This is a genomic window from Sphingobium sp. CFD-1, from assembly GCF_024611115.1.
GTDB classification, from domain to species: Bacteria; Pseudomonadota; Alphaproteobacteria; order Sphingomonadales; family Sphingomonadaceae; genus Sphingobium; species Sphingobium baderi_A.
Genome location: NZ_CP084398.1, coordinates 1,243,990 through 1,258,480, shown reverse-complemented (window position 1 = coordinate 1,258,480; position 14,491 = coordinate 1,243,990). Strand labels below are relative to the sequence as shown.

The window sequence follows — 14,491 nt, the reverse complement described above, 5'->3', positions numbered from 1 at the left end:
TGTTAGTAATTTGGGCGGGGGGCGCCGCGCACCTGCCCGGCGAACAGGGAGTTTGGACATGCGGACCCGGAGCATTCTTATCCTCGGCGCGATGCTGTTGGGCGGGGCCAGCGCGCCCGCCATGGCATCGGGCACCGGCACGAGCGTGACCGGCGCCGCGCTGCCGGTCATGGGCAAGAGTTACTCCGGCCCCCGGCCCGGCCATGGGTGGAATGGCGGGCACCGCTGGGGACCGCGCCATGCCGGGCGATGGTATGCAGGCTGGCAGGCGCCGGGCGGCTGGGGCGCCTATCGCCGTCCCGTCTATGGCTATATCCTGCCGCGCTACTGGATCAATCCGGCCTATTATATCGGCAATTACGGCGCTTATGGCCTGCCCGCCCCGGCCTATGGCTATGGCTGGTCCCGTTATTATGACGATGCGGTCATGACGGATCGCTATGGCCGCGTCTATGATCGCCGCAGCGACATCGACTGGGACCGTCATGAAGGCGGATATGCAGAGGATCGCGCCGAACGCCGGGACAATGGCGTGGGTGGCGCGGTTGCAGGCGCCGTCGTGGGCGGAGTCGCGGGCAATCTCATCGCGGGCAGAGGCAATCGCACGGCGGGCACGCTGATCGGCGCAGGCGTCGGTGCGGCCGCGGGCTATGCCGTCGACAAGGCGGAGGATCGGGGCCGCGATGCTCCTCCCCCGCCACGCGCCGGCGTGGATTATGATCCGGGCGCACCGGACGATGCCGTCACCTATGACAATGCCTATCAGGGCCGCTGGGTCGGCACCTGGCGCGACAAGGATGGCAAGGCCTATAGCGGGGAATATGAAGGCCGCTTCGAAGGCACGGTCGAAGGGGAGCCCGGCGTGGATTACGCGCCACCGCCCTACGACGGCCCGTCGCACTGGTCGGATGGAGGCGTCACCAGCCATGGCGGAGGCGGTTATTACGCGAACGGCTATTATTATCCCGCGCCCACGGTGACGACGGTAGTGGTCCATCCCGCGACGACGACCACGACAACCACGACCTATGTGACGGAAAAGGTTCGCTACCGCAAAGCAGCACCAAGGTCGAAGATCATCCGATCCTGCCGCTGCAAATGATAGAGGCGGCAGCGGCCCTTAATGGTCCTAACCTATCAGGCCCATCTGCGCGCCTTCGACAAGCCAAAGGCGACGGGGATAGGCAACGGGCCGTTCCCTAGCGTCATTGGCGGGGAGATCAGCCGGTCTCCTCACCCGGAAAATAAAAAGGCCCGCCCGGATCGCTCCCGGCGGGCCTTTTCGATCATGTCATAGACCGGTCAGGCTGCGTCTTCGGCGCGCTTTTCCTTGTCGCTGAATACGCGGATCGGTTCCTTGCTGCCCGCGACGACATCCTTGTCAACGACCACTTCACCCACGCCCTCCATGGAGGGCAGGTCGAACATGGTGTCGAGCAGGATCGATTCGAGGATCGACCGCAAACCGCGCGCGCCGGTCTTCCGCTCGATCGCCTTCTTCGCGATGGCGGTCAGCGCATCTTCGGTGAAGCTGAGTTCCACATTCTCCATGTCGAACAGCTTTTGATATTGCTTCACCAGCGCGTTCTTGGGTTCGACCAGAATCTTGACCAGTGCGGTCACGTCGAGATCTTCCAGCGTCGCGATGACCGGCAGACGGCCGACAAATTCAGGGATCAGGCCGAATTTCAGCAGATCTTCCGGCTCGCTCTGACGCAGCAGTTCTCCGGTCTTGCGTTCTTCCGGCGCGGCGACATGGGCGCCAAAGCCGATGGACTTGGCTTCCAGACGATCGCCGATGATCTTTTCGAGGCCCGCGAAAGCGCCGCCGCAGATGAACAGGATGTTGGTCGTATCGACCTGCAAAAATTCCTGCTGCGGATGCTTGCGGCCGCCCTGGGGTGGAACGCTGGCGGTGGTGCCTTCCATGAGCTTGAGCAGCGCCTGCTGCACGCCTTCGCCCGACACGTCGCGGGTGATGGAAGGATTTTCCGCCTTGCGGCTGATCTTGTCGATCTCGTCGATATAGACGATGCCGCGCTGCGCCTTTTCCACATTATAGTCGGACGCCTGCAGCAGCTTCAGGATGATGTTTTCCACATCCTCGCCCACATAGCCTGCTTCGGTGAGCGTCGTCGCGTCCGCCATGGTGAAGGGCACGTCGAACGTCTTGGCCAGCGTCTGCGCCAACAGCGTCTTGCCGCAGCCGGTGGGACCAACGAGCAGGATGTTGGACTTGGCGAGTTCCACCTCGCCCGGCTTGGAGCCGTGGTTGAGGCGCTTGTAATGGTTGTGGACAGCCACCGACAGGACACGCTTGGCGCGGTTCTGGCCGATCACATAATCGTCGAGCACATCGCAGATTTCCTGCGGGGTCGGCACGCCGCCATCCTTCCGCCCGACGAGACCGCCCTTGGTCTCCTCCCGGATGATGTCGTTGCACAGTTCCACGCATTCATCGCAGATGAACACGGTCGGCCCCGCGATCAGCTTACGCACCTCATGCTGCGACTTGCCGCAGAAGGAGCAGTAAAGCGTACTTTTAGAATCGGAGCCCGTGAGCTTTGTCATTCGTCATTCTTCCTTCCCTGCCGCCCGCGAAAAGCCGCTTCAAGCGAGGGATATTGGTCCAAGGGTCATCCTAAACCGCGGCGCGACCGTTTCACAAGAGGTGAAAATGGATAGGCCGCGGTAAAGACAAAGCATCAACCCTCGGAAGTTTCCGCGATGGCCGGCCGGCGATCGAATACTTCATCGACCAGACCGAACGCCTTCGCTTCTTCCGCTTCGAGGAAGGTATCGCGATCCATCGCCCGCTCAATCTCTTCCAACGGGCGGCCGGTATAATCCGCATAAAGGCCGTTAAGCCGTTGACGGATACGCAGGATTTCCTTGGCCTGGATCTCGATATCGCTGGCCATGCCCTGCGCGCCGCCCGAGGGCTGATGGATCATGATGCGCGCATTGGAAAGCGCGATGCGCTTGCCCGGTTCGCCCGCCGCGAGCAGAAAGCTGCCCATGGAAGCGGCCTGGCCGATGCAGACGGTGCCGACCTGCGGGCGGATATATTTCATCGTGTCGTGGATCGCCATGCCGGACGTCACCACGCCGCCGGGCGAGTTGATATACATCCAGATGTCCTTCTTCGGATTTTCCGATTCGAGGAACAGGAGCTGGGCCACGATGAGCGAGGCCATATGGTCTTCCACCTGGCCGGTGACGAAGATGATCCGTTCACGCAGCAGCCGCGAAAAGATGTCGAAGCTGCGCTCGCCCCGGTTGGACTGTTCGATGACGATGGGGACCAGCGCGGCCATGGGATCGGACATGATATCGGTCATTTTGCTCTTTCAGTCAGGTGCTTTTGCCCGATCCCTACATCGGCACAAAAGCGGAATGGTTCAAGGGGGTGCGTGCGCGCTTTGGCCCGTTCAGTCGCGGTGGACGAAATCGGAGGGCGCGCGGAAGGCCAGATAGGCGAGCCGCCGCACCTCCCTGCGCCCACGCACCACCGTGTCGAGGATAAGGCCGCACATGGCCGACAGCGTGGCGAGGATCATCAGGCCGGTGACGAGAATCGCCGTAGGAAAGCGCGGGACGAGGCCCGTCTGCACATAGGTGACGATGAGGGGTTCCGCCAGGATGAGGCCCGCAAGCGCCAGCAACGCGGCGATGACGCCGAAAAAAAGAATCGGCCGCTCTATGCGATAAAGGGTGATGATGGTCCGCAGGATGCGCCAGCCGTCGCGATAGGTGGAAAGCTTGCTCTCCGAACCTTCCGGGCGAGCGCCATAAGCGGTCACGATTTCCGACACCGGCATGGCGAGTTCGAGGGCATGAACGGAGATTTCCGTCTCGATCTCGAATCCGGCGGACAGGACGGGGAAGCTCTTCACGAAGCGGCGGGAAAAGATGCGGTAGCCCGACAGGATATCCGTGAAACTGCGGCCGAAAAGCTGTTTGAGCAGACTGGTGAGCGCCCAGTTGCCGAAGCGGTGGCCGCGGCGATAGGCTTCCTCCACCTCGCTCTTGCGGGAGCCGACCACCATGTCGAGATTGTCAGCCAGCATCGCGGCGACCATCCGGGGCGCGGCGGCGGCTTCATAGGTGGCGTCGCCATCGGCCATGACATAAATGTCGGCATCGACATCGGCGAACATGCGGCGCACGACATGGCCCTTGCCCTGCTGCGCCACGCGGCGGACGATGGCCCCTGCCCCGGCCGCCAGTTCCCGGCTGCCGTCGGTGCTGTTATTGTCAAAGACATAGATGTCGGCGTCAGGCAGCGCGCGGCGGAAATCCTCCACCGTCCGCACGATGGCGCCCGCTTCATTATAGCAGGGCAGGATGACCGCGATGCGCGGCGTGGCGATCCCCTCCCCGCTGTTCACTGCCGGAAATTCCTTCATCTGATCCTAAACCCCCTGCCCGTTCATGGCCCGCCATGCACGAACATGATTAAGATTCGTCTGCCACGATGCGGCAGAAATGAAAAGCGCCCGCGCTTCTCAAGGAAGCCGGGCGCTCTTCTCGTCAGGGCTCGGACGCCCTTATCATTCAGCCTTGGCGGCTGCCTTCTTGGGCGCGGCCTTCTTGGCGGGCGCCTTTTTGGCAGCGGGTTCGGCTTCGGCTTCCGCAGCAGCAACCTTCTTGGCGGGCGCTTTCTTCGGCTTGGCGGGAGCAGCTTCGGCCTTGTCCTTGGCAGCCGGAGCTTCCTCAGCCTTTTCAGCAGCGGCCTTCTTGGGCGCAGCCTTCTTGGCCTTCGGCTTTTCGGCATGATCATGGTCATGGCCGCAATCCGGCCCGTGGACGTGCGGCTTCAGATCGCTGTCGTCGGCCTCGATCGCGGCTTCCAGTTCCTCGCGGCTGACCGTGCGGTCAGTGACTTCGGCCTTGTCAAAGAGGAAATCGACGACCTTATCCTCATAGAGCGGCGCGCGAAGCTGAGCGGCGGCCATCGGATCCTGACGGACATATTGCACGAAACGCTCGCGGTCCTGCGGGCCATATTGCTGCGCGGCCTGCATGACGAGGCGGTTCATTTCCTGATCGGATACGACCACGCCATTGGCCTGGCCGATTTCCGAGAGGAGCAGGCCCAGACGGACGCGGCGCACGGCGATGGCGCGATAGTCTTCCTTTTCCGCTTCCATTTCCTTGAGAGCGGATTCGGGATCTTCCTCATGGCTGGCTTCATGCTGAAGCTGCGCCCAGATCTGGTTGAATTCGGCTTCCACCATGCTGGGCGGCACGTCGAAATCATGCGAAGCGGCGAGCTGATCCAGCAGCTTGCGCTTCATATAGGTGCGGGTCAGGCCGTTATGTTCCTGCTCGATCTGGCCCTTCAAAAGCTCCTTGAGCTTGTCCAGACCTTCCAGACCCAGCGACTTGGCGAAATCATCGTCCAGCTTGGGCTTGTCGCCGTTCAGGATCGCCTTGACGGTGATGTCGAAGGTCGCGGCCTTGCCGGCCAGATGCTCCGCGCCATAATCTTCGGGGAAGGTGATTTCGATGGTCTTCTCATCGCCCTTCTTGACGCCGGTCAACTGCTCTTCGAAGCCGGGGATGAACTGGCCGGAACCGATCTTGAGCTTGATGTCTTCGGCCGCGCCCCCTTCAAAAGGTTCGCCGTCGATCTTGCCCAGGAAATCGATGGTCAGCGTGTCGCCGTCCTTCGCCTTGTGGCTGGCGGCATATTCTTCCAGAGCGCCCTGCTGGGTCGCGATGCGGCCGGCGGCTTCATCGACCTGTGCGTCGCTGACTTCGGCGGTCAGGCGTTCCAGCTTGATCCCGTCGGTGCTGGGCGCCGCGATTTCGGGCAGCACTTCCAGTTCGACCTTCACTTCGGCGTCCTTGCCGAATTCGAACGTCTCATCCAGTTCGACGGACGGCTGCATCGCGGGACGCAGCTTGTTGTCGGCGATCAGCTTCTGGATGCTATCCTGAATCGAGCTGTTGAGCGCATCGCGCTGCAACGATTCCCCGTGCATCTTGCGGACCAGATTGGCCGGCACCTTGCCGGGGCGGAAACCGGGCATCCGCACCTGCGGCGCGATCGCCTGCACTTCCTTATCGACGCGGGCGTCGATGTCCTTCGACGTGATGGTCACGGTGTAGGCGCGCTTCAGGCCTTCGTTCAACGTCTCGACAGTCTGCATCTTTTCTCTCAAACGCTTTCTAAGCTGAATATCGTTGGCGCCTGCGATGTGAAGGGCCTGGCGCACTGGTGCGGGCGAAGGGACTCGAACCCCCACATCTTGCGATACCAGAACCTAAATCTGGCGCGTCTACCAGTTTCGCCACGCCCGCATCGGTCGCCGGTCGGCGCGGCATAGAGAAAAGCGCGTCCAAGGGCAAGCGCCAAGGGTAGAGGGCAATCGAGAAAAGGCGGGAACCCTGTTCGGCCCCGGTGCGTAAACCTGAAACAAACCTTTTTTCCCGGAGAAACAAACGTGGCAACGCAACCAGACGGGGTTCCGCCCCCCGACACCATCGAACCGCAATCGCCGCCCGAAGCGCCGCCGCCGATTGCCCCTGACGAAACACCCGCCGGCCAGCCAGACGAAGTCCAGCCGCAGCAGCCCGATTTCGACCAGCCCGACAATGCGCCTGCCGAAGTGCCGCCGGATTAGGTGAGCAACTCGCGGACCAATGCGGGCACCAACAGGCTGGCCGGTCCCATGCGGCTTTCGTCAAAATAGACGCTGCCCGCGGAAGGCTCCAGATTGAGTTCCAGCGTATGCGCGCCGACATGCCGTGCGGTCTGGACGAAACCCGCAGCCGGATAAACCGCGCCCGACGTTCCGACCGACACGAAAAGATCGGTCCGGCGAAGCGCTTCGTCGATGACATCCATTTCATAGGGCATTTCCCCGAAGAACACGATGTCAGGGCGAAGCCGAGGCTTGCCGCAACCGGCGCACGTCGTTTCCGGCGGCAAGGGCGCGCTCCAGGGGACGGCCTTTCCACAGGCGGCACACAGGGCGGAGCGCAGTTCGCCATGCATGTGGATCAGGCGCCTGGTCCCTGCCCGCTCATGCAGGTCATCGACATTCTGCGTGACCAGCAACAGGTCTCCCGGCCATTCGGCATCCAGCGCGGCCAGCGCTTCATGCGCGGGGTTCGGCTTCACCGCGTCGAGCCTGGCGCGGCGCTCGTCATAGAAGCGGTGGACAAGAGCCGGATTGCGGGCCAGCGCCTCAGGCGTGCAGACATCCTCGACCCGGTGCCCTTCCCACAGCCCGTCGGGGCCGCGAAAGGTGGCAAGACCGCTTTCGGCGGAAATGCCCGCTCCGGTGAGAATCACGATGTTGCGAATATCCCTGTCCATCGGGCGGATTTAGCGGATGCGCGGGGGATGACAAAGCCTGCCCGCTCTGGCATCGGCGGATCATAATCCACATTCGGAAACTGACATGACCAGCATAGGCATTTTCGGCGCGGCAGGCCGCATGGGACGCGCCATCGCTCAGGCGGCGGCGGAAGCGGGCATTGCCATATCGGGCGGGACGGATCGGGACGGCAGCGGGGAGCTTGCGCCTGGCATCGCCATCGGGTCCGATCCGGTCGCGCTGGCCCAGATCAGCGACGTGTTGATCGACTTTTCGGTGCCAGCGGCTCTTTCGTCGCATCTCGATGCCTGTGTCGCGGTGGGTAAGCCTATCCTGATCGGCACGACGGGGTTGGAGAGCGAGCATCATGCGCTGATCGATAAGGCCGCGCAGGCCATTGCCGTGCTCCAGACCGGCAATACCTCGCTGGGCGTCAACCTGCTCGCGGCGCTGGTGGAGCAGGCCGCGGCACGGCTGGGGGACGATTGGGACATCGAAATCGTGGAGATGCACCACCGGCACAAGGTCGATGCGCCGTCCGGCACGGCCCTGCTGCTGGGCGAAGCTGCGGCGCGGGGACGCGGCATCGCGCTGGCCGAGCATAGCGAGCGGGGACGCGACGGCATCACCGGCGCGCGGGCCAAGGGCGCGATCGGCTTTGCGGCGCTGCGGGGCGGATCGGTTGCGGGCGATCATCAGGTGATCTTCGCGACGGAAGGCGAGCGGATCGAGATCGGCCATCGCGCGGAAAACCGCGTCATCTTCGCGCGCGGGGCGGTGAAGGGCGCGCAATGGCTGAGCGCGCAACCGGCCGGGCGATACGACATGAAGGCCGTGCTGGGCCTCTAGGCGCATGAACAAGACGCAGATATTCGAATTTTTCAGCCGCCTGGCGGAGGCCAATCCAGCTCCACGAACGGAGCTGGAATATGGCAATGACTATCAGTTGCTCATCGCGGTGGTGCTCTCCGCGCAGGCGACGGACGTGGGGGTCAACAAAGCGACCCGCGCCCTCTTCCGCGAGGTCGAGACGCCCGCGCAAATGGTAGCGCTGGGCGAGGAAGGGCTGAAGCAGCATATCAAAACCATCGGCCTCTATAATGCCAAGGCGAAGAACGTCATTGCCCTGTCGGAAATACTCGCCCGCGATTTCGACGGAGAGGTGCCGCGGGAGCGCGACGTCCTGACCACCCTGCCCGGCGTCGGGCGCAAGACCGCCAATGTGGTGATGAATACCGCCTTCGGGGAAGAAACGTTCGCGGTCGACACCCATATCTTCCGCGTCGGCAACCGCACGGGCCTGGCGCCCGGCAAGACGCCGCTTGCCGTGGAGCAAAAGCTGGAAAAGCGGGTGCCGGGGCCGTTCCGGCGGGACGCGCATCACTGGCTGATCCTGCATGGCCGCTATGTGTGCAAGGCGCGCAAGCCCGAATGCTGGCGCTGCATCGTTGCCGATCTGTGCCGTTACAAGCCCAAGACGCCCGCGCCCGCAACCAAGGCAGGTTGAGATTCGTTATCGTCCGGTTCAGTTGAATTATGGCAAAAGCTGACGGATCGCCGTGCTCCGCATCGTCTTATGGCACGACACAGGAGAATGAACATGCCTGCTCAAAACAGCTATCGCCGCCTTGCATCCATGGCCCTGGGCGCGGCCCTGATCTGCTCCGCCATGCCCGCGATCGCCAAGACCAAGCCGGATAATCTGGTCGCCGCCGGCGATCCGGTCGATTGCGTGCAGATCGTCGCCATCCAGTCCACCAATGTGCGGGACGACAAGACGATCGATTTCATGATGAATGGCGGGAAAATCTATCGCAACACCTTGCCCGACAGCTGCCCCAGCCTGGGTTTCGAAAGGAAATTTTCCTATGCGACCAGCCTGTCCCAGCTTTGTTCCGTGGATATCATAACTGTGCTCCAAAGCAGCGGCCCCGGCCTGCAACGCGGCGCGAGTTGCGGCCTCGGCAAATTCCAGCCCATGCAGAAGACCCCGAAATAAGATTGCTTGCGACCCCATTTTGGTGCTGGCGCGGGCCGCCGCCCTTTGCTAAGCGGCCTGCACCACGCACCCATAGCTCAGCTGGATAGAGCGCTGCCCTCCGAAGGCTCACGTCCAACGGCAGAGCAGTGATTTTATACAGGATTTTCGCGGGTTTAGGAAGATCGAAGAAAGGACGGACTGAAAAACTCACCAAAAACTCACCGCGCTCGGACAGCCGAATTTGATCGCGGATTGACGTTCTTCGGCGCTAGACTTAGGGCTTCAAGCCTTCCGCACCCGTAGCTCAGCTGGATAGAGTACTGCCCTCCGAAGGCAGGGGTCACAGGTTCGAATCCTGTCGGGTGCGCCAAAATCTCCAATAAAACCAGATACTTATGCGTCGCCGCATCGTGTTAGACGGCGCCTCGTCAATCTCAAAACTCACCAGATTCGCGGCGGCAATGACCGCAAGCTCCAGCATTTCCACGAGAAATGCGCCTCCCGACACTCACCACGCCCTCACGTTGCCCGCTGGAGTCGGTTCGATCGAACGGTCGTGCGCGTCCTGGTGCGTCAGCACGGCTGCTGATTGAGCAGAGCGGGCAACGGCGAAGGGCGCATCGGGATCGACGCTCGATGGCTGTGAAATAAGAGGCGCGAGCACGACTTTCGCCGTGTCGGTCAAGGCCGCCGTCCGTGCCTCCGGCTGCGACATTGGGAATGTCCCCGCCGAACGTCGCGTAGCTTAACGCCAGTCTCGCTGCCAACCGGCCAGGCACGACCGTTGCATTGCCGACAATCTGCGCAACGCCGTAGCCGTCGGTTCCAGCCTCGCCCTTGCCCGAGAGCGTCTCGTCGAAGACAGGGCGGTTTGGAACGATGCTGACGGCGCCGGCCTGCGTGTTGCGGCCGAACAGGGTCCCTTGTGGTCCACGCAATATCTCGATCCTGTCGAGGTCCACGAGGTTCGGGCTGGCGCCGTACACCGACTGGCCCTGCCGGCGCTGCGCGCGCCAGATGGTACGTGGAGCGTTCTCGATGAGTCTGAAATCCGTCGTCAGGGATTTACCCAGACGGCGCGGCGCTTTGCGGCGATAAACCAGAAACTCAAGGCGATCGGAAAAGGGAAATCACTGTAAGAGCGCGTCGATGAGAGGGGCAAGCTGTCGAAGCAGGTCTTCGGTGCCGATGGCTATCTCATACTGGCCGGTGCCGGCGGCAAGATCATATGCGCTGCGTGCGTTCCGCTCGCGCAAGCGCAGGATGTTATCGTTGACCAGACCCTCTACTGGAAGGTTGTCGCGGATGAGCGGGAGGCGTGGTTCCAGGTGGGCATGCTCAACAGCGTGGCCTTGACCAACGCCACCCTCGCGTTCAACCCGAAAGGCGATTTCGGCGAACGGCATCTCCATACACTGCCATACCGAATGATGCCCGCTTACGACCCAGGCAATGACGATCATAAGAAGATCGCCGGTCTGGCAAAGGACCTTGCTGCCCGTGCCGCCGGTCATTGTACGACAGACGCTTATTTGGGCGACCCCGCAAAGGCCCTGCCGGCACGCCGGCGGAAATTGCGCGCGCTGCTCGAAGCATCGCCGCTGTTGCCGCAGCTTGAAGCCCTTGCTGCGCTTGTATTGGACGCGAGACCGGTGGCAACGATCGATTCCGATGTGATCGAGGAAGGGTGACGCGTGCTAATCGTACAGAATGCCGCAACGCCTGGAAACGCAGGCGCGCGAAGTCGTGGCCAAGATTTATGACGAACATGTGCAGAAGTTACAGGTCTATGCACAGCAGGTTCTCTCCGGCCAATCTGACGGCACATCCGCTTCGTATACCTTGGCCGGGAACCAGACCCTAGCCGCCACGACCGGAGCAACACCTATAACCGGCGTTCGGAAGGGCAATTATACTTGGGCGGCGCAATTCACCGGCACATCTGTTAAACTGCAAGCTCTCGGGCCTGATGGCGCGACATGGCTGGACGTGGCCACGCTGAGCGCGCCGGGCATCTTCGCAGGTGAAATCCGCATCGGCGCTAACGCGCAGCTTCGGATTTACAATCCCAATGGCACGTCCGTCTCGGGCATATATTCGAGCCTGTCATGACGGTAGCCGCGTGGGCATCAGGATTCCCGCCCGCCCCCGCCGCCCCTGCTGCCGCTATCCCAACGGAATTTGCGGCCAATAGCGGCTGGACCAACGCCAGCGGCATGACCGTTGCGAACAGCGCAGCCTATCCTGCCCCACATCCATCAGGCCGGACCCAGGGCCTGCGTCTCCAAAAGCCCACGGCATCTTTCGGGGGTGCGCGTACATCCACCCTCACTCTGCCGAACTTCAAGCTATCGGATTATGCCGTAATCGGCTTCGATATCTACGGCATTGTCACCTCTGGATCGATCAACCTGCGCTTTTCCTCCGACAACTTCGCCACCAAACGCCGGGAAGTTTCGTGGTCTTTCCCGAACTATTTCATCAATGGCTGGCAGCGGCTCACAATCCGCCCGACTGACGATGGCACGACCGCAGAAGGCGGCGCGACGTGGACCGTTACGGGTGGTCAGGCGTTGGACGAGCCGATCAACGCCGTTCAGGTGTCCTGGCGACCAGTGACAAGATCAGGCTGCCCCACATCGCGTCGGGTTCTCTCGCACAAGTCGAACCGCATGACCGGCGTTTGGGAATGGTGCCGACAATCGCGGCAGAACGGCCCGCTCATGCTTCCACCCCTCCACTTTCGCCCCTGCCGGGCTGGGAGAGGGCGGCGAGGCAGGCGATGACAGAATCCGCCGAACGCAGTGCGTCCGTCCAGTTGGCAGTCTGGAAGTCTTTGGCGTGTTCCGCTGCACGAATACCGGCTGAACCTTCGATGATGCTGTAGGCGATCACGTCGCGGTCAGGGCGCACCGCCCCAGCTTCTACCGGCGTGGGCTTGGATGAAATTGCGGCGAGGAATTGCTCTAGGGCGCGGTTCGTCCGATATCGGATACCGTGCTCCCCGGCCAGCTTAGCTACCTTTAGCCAGTCGAGCGCATCCCCCGCCACCGGCTCAGCCTCAGCGGCGGGCGAGGATGTGAGGGCTTGGCGCAAATCCTCCATTGCGTCGAATGGCACGATCCAGCACTTTTCGCCGTCATCTCCTTCAATACTGCACATGCGACCGTTGCGAGCGCGGTAATGGCCAAAGGCGCGATCAACCACATCCTTCGCCGCCTCGGTCAGTGCATTGTCCGCAATGGAGGGGGTGGGGCGGCGGTTCCAGGCGGCGATCGCCTCCTTTTTCCCTCGCGCCGATATAACGATGTTGCACACCTTGCAGTGCGCGTTCCATTTCGGCTCAATGATATGGTTTGGCTTATCGCGGTATAGCCAAACGGCCGGTGCGCCTACTCCACAGAACGGGCAGGGCAGCAGCCCCTCGTCCTTGGTCATGCTGTCGGGTTGGGTGGTCATTGTGACTGCTCCATTTCAGCCATAGCGGCCTTGTAGCGGGTCCAGTCCTTCAGATGCTTGTCGCTCACCGCGTTCTTGCGGACTAGCATCGCGCAGCGTGCATTGCCGACGCCGCTCTTGTTGCGTGGGATCAGCCAATCAAGGATGACCTTGCCGGGATGAGATTCGGCGTTGCAGAGTTCATAGGCGTAGGTCATGTGCGCCAGCATTACCGGGCACATCGGATCATCCTGGCCCGGCTTGTTGTGGACGCAATGCGCGCAGTTCTCTGCCTCCCAGAAGTCGCCTTCCGTCGCGTTTGAGAAGTAGCCCATCCCCCTACTCCCCCTTACCTATGGAGGCGCGGGAGCGGTTACATGCCACTAGCCGTTTCTTCGTGATGATGGCGTCCGTCTTACGGCGTTGAAGCTCATCACGCGCCAGCTTCGGATCGACATAGAATTGATCGCCGACACGCGAGAACCATTCCGAGCCGCCGCCAAGGATATCGGCCAGCACCTTGCTCAACTCGCGGCAGCGCTTCTCCGCCAGCCTCAGCAGGTCTTCAGACATGGGAGGCCTCCGGGAGGTGGGAGCACTGCTCATGGACGATGATCGAGCCTTTACCCCGCTTGGCCCACATGCGTGGCGGGTCGTTGCTATCGCCATATTCCAGCAGACAATCGGGCTTTTCAGGATTGTCGATCAGATAGCGAGCGGCGCGAAGGGCCAGCGTGGCGTTGCTCCAATCCGCGATGTTCAATATTATGCGATCAGCCATGGCGAAATTTCCCTTCGCTATGCAGGGCCGGGCAGCGCGCCAACGCTGTTTCCGGCCCGTTTAGGCGGTTGATTTCTGCGGAATATTCAGCGCGGGTTTTTCCACGTCGCGGATCGGGAGTGATTTGCGGCACCCAGCCCAAGGCTGCCGCTTGCTTCGCCCACGAACGCCCGGTCCTGATCCTGCTTACCAGCGATTCCGTGACAGGCAGGCCAGTGGCAGCGTGACGGTTGGAATACCCATCCTTCAAGCGCCGGATGATCGTCTCAAGATCGCCGGGGACCAGCTTGCAATGACCATTGTGCAGGCCGTCTTGCCTGCCACCTTTCCAGCGCGCCCGCTCGATCTTGTCGATGGCATTTTCCTCTGGCGTTCCCCAGCGGAGATGCGTGGGATTGCAGCAAGGCGGATTATCGCAGCTATGCAGAGCATGAAGGTCAAGATGCTCCTCTCCGGTTTCCAGCACCAGCGCCACACGGCTCGCGATGACGGTTTCATAGGACGCAATCTTGAACCGTCCATATCCGTCTTTGCATGACGCCAGCCATGGCCAACATTCATCGGGACCGCGCCGGTCAACCAGATTTTGGAAGCGTTCGATTATACCCGCACCACGCGGGCTTTGAAGTTGGGGCAGAATCCGAATAGTGGCATGAACAGCCATGAGAACCTCCGACGTTCTTGTGGTCAGGGCTGGGTGCTGTTGACGCAGCATTCCAGCCCGTTTTCGGTTAGCCACAAGGGTCGGGTTTTCTGGAGATTTCCGTTGCGATTTAGGCGCAGTTAGACAAACCAACCCTTTGGCTGGTCCCGATATTACACGCCTCTTGGGTGCGCCAATCTCGAACAAAAGAGAGAACTGCGGGCGTGGTTTTGGCCACACCCGCCGCCGCACTCCGGGCCAGCACGGCTTTCGAGCCGCTGTGCGGATTTTCCGGTCGTTCACGCGCACCTCGCTGA

Annotated in this window: 19 protein-coding genes and 2 tRNA genes; 8 read left to right on the top strand and 13 right to left on the bottom strand. The window is 61.8% G+C overall.

The genetic code is table 11. The annotated features are described in order from the left end of the window. Positions 1 to 58: 58 nt before the first annotated feature. Entirely contained in the window at positions 59 to 1,102 is a 1,044-nt protein-coding gene (locus LDB26_RS06580) for an RcnB family protein (protein WP_257541235.1), read from the top strand. 200 nt (positions 1,103 to 1,302) lie between these two features. On the opposite strand, the gene clpX is transcribed toward LDB26_RS06580, so the two are convergent. The 5 genes from clpX to LDB26_RS06555 form a co-directional block, all read right to left on the bottom strand. Next, positions 1,303 to 2,571 carry an ATP-dependent Clp protease ATP-binding subunit ClpX gene (gene clpX, locus LDB26_RS06575; RefSeq protein WP_062065100.1) on the bottom strand — a complete coding sequence of 423 codons (1,269 nt, stop codon included), beginning with the start codon at positions 2,569 to 2,571 and terminating at the stop codon, positions 1,303 to 1,305. A gap of 134 nt (positions 2,572 to 2,705) precedes the next feature. Beyond that, positions 2,706 to 3,341 (bottom strand): ATP-dependent Clp endopeptidase proteolytic subunit ClpP, encoded by a 636-nt coding sequence (clpP, locus tag LDB26_RS06570; RefSeq protein WP_062065097.1) that lies wholly within the window; start codon positions 3,339 to 3,341, stop codon positions 2,706 to 2,708. Positions 3,342 to 3,431: 90 nt separating this feature from the next. Further along, positions 3,432 to 4,409 carry a glycosyltransferase family 2 protein gene (locus LDB26_RS06565; RefSeq protein WP_257541233.1) on the bottom strand — a complete coding sequence of 326 codons (978 nt, stop codon included), beginning with the start codon at positions 4,407 to 4,409 and terminating at the stop codon, positions 3,432 to 3,434. 144 nt (positions 4,410 to 4,553) lie between these two features. Continuing rightward, a complete protein-coding gene (gene tig / locus LDB26_RS06560) occupies positions 4,554 to 6,158 on the bottom strand; it encodes a trigger factor (RefSeq protein WP_257541231.1) in 1,605 nt (534 codons plus the stop codon). Between the two features lie 66 nt (positions 6,159 to 6,224). Continuing rightward, positions 6,225 to 6,309: transfer RNA gene (locus tag LDB26_RS06555), tRNA-Leu, on the bottom strand. Positions 6,310 to 6,452: 143 nt separating this feature from the next. Between LDB26_RS06555 and LDB26_RS06550 the strand changes: the two genes are divergently transcribed. After that, complete coding sequence (locus LDB26_RS06550; protein WP_021246784.1) at positions 6,453 to 6,632, top strand: hypothetical protein; 180 nt, start codon at positions 6,453 to 6,455, stop codon at positions 6,630 to 6,632. Here LDB26_RS06550 and LDB26_RS06545 read toward each other — a convergent pair. Next, positions 6,629 to 7,330: an NAD-dependent deacylase gene (locus LDB26_RS06545; RefSeq protein WP_257541229.1), complete on the bottom strand. Its 702-nt coding sequence runs from the start codon at positions 7,328 to 7,330 to the stop codon at positions 6,629 to 6,631. The two genes, LDB26_RS06550 and LDB26_RS06545, sit on opposite strands and share 4 nt — an antisense overlap. An 85-nt stretch (positions 7,331 to 7,415) precedes the next feature. Here LDB26_RS06545 and dapB point away from each other — a divergent pair, with 85 nt between their 5' ends. The 4 genes from dapB to LDB26_RS06525 all read left to right on the top strand — a co-directional run bounded on the left by dapB (position 7,416) and on the right by LDB26_RS06525 (position 9,682). Further along, positions 7,416 to 8,180 (top strand): 4-hydroxy-tetrahydrodipicolinate reductase, encoded by a 765-nt coding sequence (gene dapB / locus LDB26_RS06540; RefSeq protein WP_062065085.1) that lies wholly within the window; start codon positions 7,416 to 7,418, stop codon positions 8,178 to 8,180. Positions 8,181 to 8,184: 4 nt separating this feature from the next. Then, a complete protein-coding gene (gene nth, locus LDB26_RS06535) occupies positions 8,185 to 8,838 on the top strand; it encodes an endonuclease III (protein ID WP_257541227.1) in 654 nt (217 codons plus the stop codon). A gap of 93 nt (positions 8,839 to 8,931) precedes the next feature. Then, complete coding sequence (locus tag LDB26_RS06530; protein WP_257541225.1) at positions 8,932 to 9,330, top strand: hypothetical protein; 399 nt, start codon at positions 8,932 to 8,934, stop codon at positions 9,328 to 9,330. Positions 9,331 to 9,605: 275 nt separating this feature from the next. Next, positions 9,606 to 9,682 (top strand) — tRNA-Arg (locus LDB26_RS06525). Between the two features lie 138 nt (positions 9,683 to 9,820). Here LDB26_RS06525 and LDB26_RS06520 read toward each other — a convergent pair. Then, positions 9,821 to 10,027 carry a hypothetical protein gene (locus LDB26_RS06520; RefSeq protein WP_257541223.1) on the bottom strand — a complete coding sequence of 69 codons (207 nt, stop codon included), beginning with the start codon at positions 10,025 to 10,027 and terminating at the stop codon, positions 9,821 to 9,823. 208 nt (positions 10,028 to 10,235) lie between these two features. Between LDB26_RS06520 and LDB26_RS06515 the strand changes: the two genes are divergently transcribed. Beyond that, positions 10,236 to 10,451 carry a hypothetical protein gene (locus LDB26_RS06515; protein ID WP_257541221.1) on the top strand — a complete coding sequence of 72 codons (216 nt, stop codon included), beginning with the start codon at positions 10,236 to 10,238 and terminating at the stop codon, positions 10,449 to 10,451. On the opposite strand, the gene LDB26_RS06510 is transcribed toward LDB26_RS06515, so the two are convergent. Continuing rightward, complete coding sequence (locus LDB26_RS06510; RefSeq protein WP_257541219.1) at positions 10,443 to 10,826, bottom strand: hypothetical protein; 384 nt, start codon at positions 10,824 to 10,826, stop codon at positions 10,443 to 10,445. The genes LDB26_RS06515 and LDB26_RS06510 overlap by 9 nt on opposite strands. Positions 10,827 to 11,022: 196 nt before the next feature. Between LDB26_RS06510 and LDB26_RS06505 the strand changes: the two genes are divergently transcribed. After that, positions 11,023 to 11,424 (top strand): hypothetical protein, encoded by a 402-nt coding sequence (locus LDB26_RS06505; RefSeq protein ID WP_257541217.1) that lies wholly within the window; start codon positions 11,023 to 11,025, stop codon positions 11,422 to 11,424. A 609-nt stretch (positions 11,425 to 12,033) separates the two neighbouring features. On the opposite strand, the gene LDB26_RS06500 is transcribed toward LDB26_RS06505, so the two are convergent. From LDB26_RS06500 to LDB26_RS06480, 5 genes are read right to left on the bottom strand one after another with little or no spacing between them, the layout of a single operon-like run. Further along, on the bottom strand, positions 12,034 to 12,771 hold the full coding sequence (locus tag LDB26_RS06500) for a hypothetical protein (protein WP_257541215.1): 738 nt from the start codon (positions 12,769 to 12,771) through the stop codon (positions 12,034 to 12,036). Further along, complete coding sequence (locus tag LDB26_RS06495; protein ID WP_257541213.1) at positions 12,768 to 13,085, bottom strand: hypothetical protein; 318 nt, start codon at positions 13,083 to 13,085, stop codon at positions 12,768 to 12,770. Before LDB26_RS06495 ends, LDB26_RS06500 begins: the two co-directional genes overlap by 4 nt. 4 nt (positions 13,086 to 13,089) lie before the next feature. Then, positions 13,090 to 13,323, bottom strand: a complete 234-nt coding sequence (locus tag LDB26_RS06490; RefSeq protein ID WP_257541211.1) for a hypothetical protein — start codon at positions 13,321 to 13,323, stop codon at positions 13,090 to 13,092. Further along, positions 13,316 to 13,531, bottom strand: coding sequence for a hypothetical protein (locus LDB26_RS06485; protein ID WP_257541209.1), 216 nt, complete (start codon positions 13,529 to 13,531; stop codon positions 13,316 to 13,318). Before LDB26_RS06485 ends, LDB26_RS06490 begins: the two co-directional genes overlap by 8 nt. Next, positions 13,524 to 14,195 carry an HNH endonuclease gene (locus LDB26_RS06480; protein WP_257541206.1) on the bottom strand — a complete coding sequence of 224 codons (672 nt, stop codon included), beginning with the start codon at positions 14,193 to 14,195 and terminating at the stop codon, positions 13,524 to 13,526. Before LDB26_RS06480 ends, LDB26_RS06485 begins: the two co-directional genes overlap by 8 nt. Positions 14,196 to 14,491 lie beyond the last annotated feature (296 nt).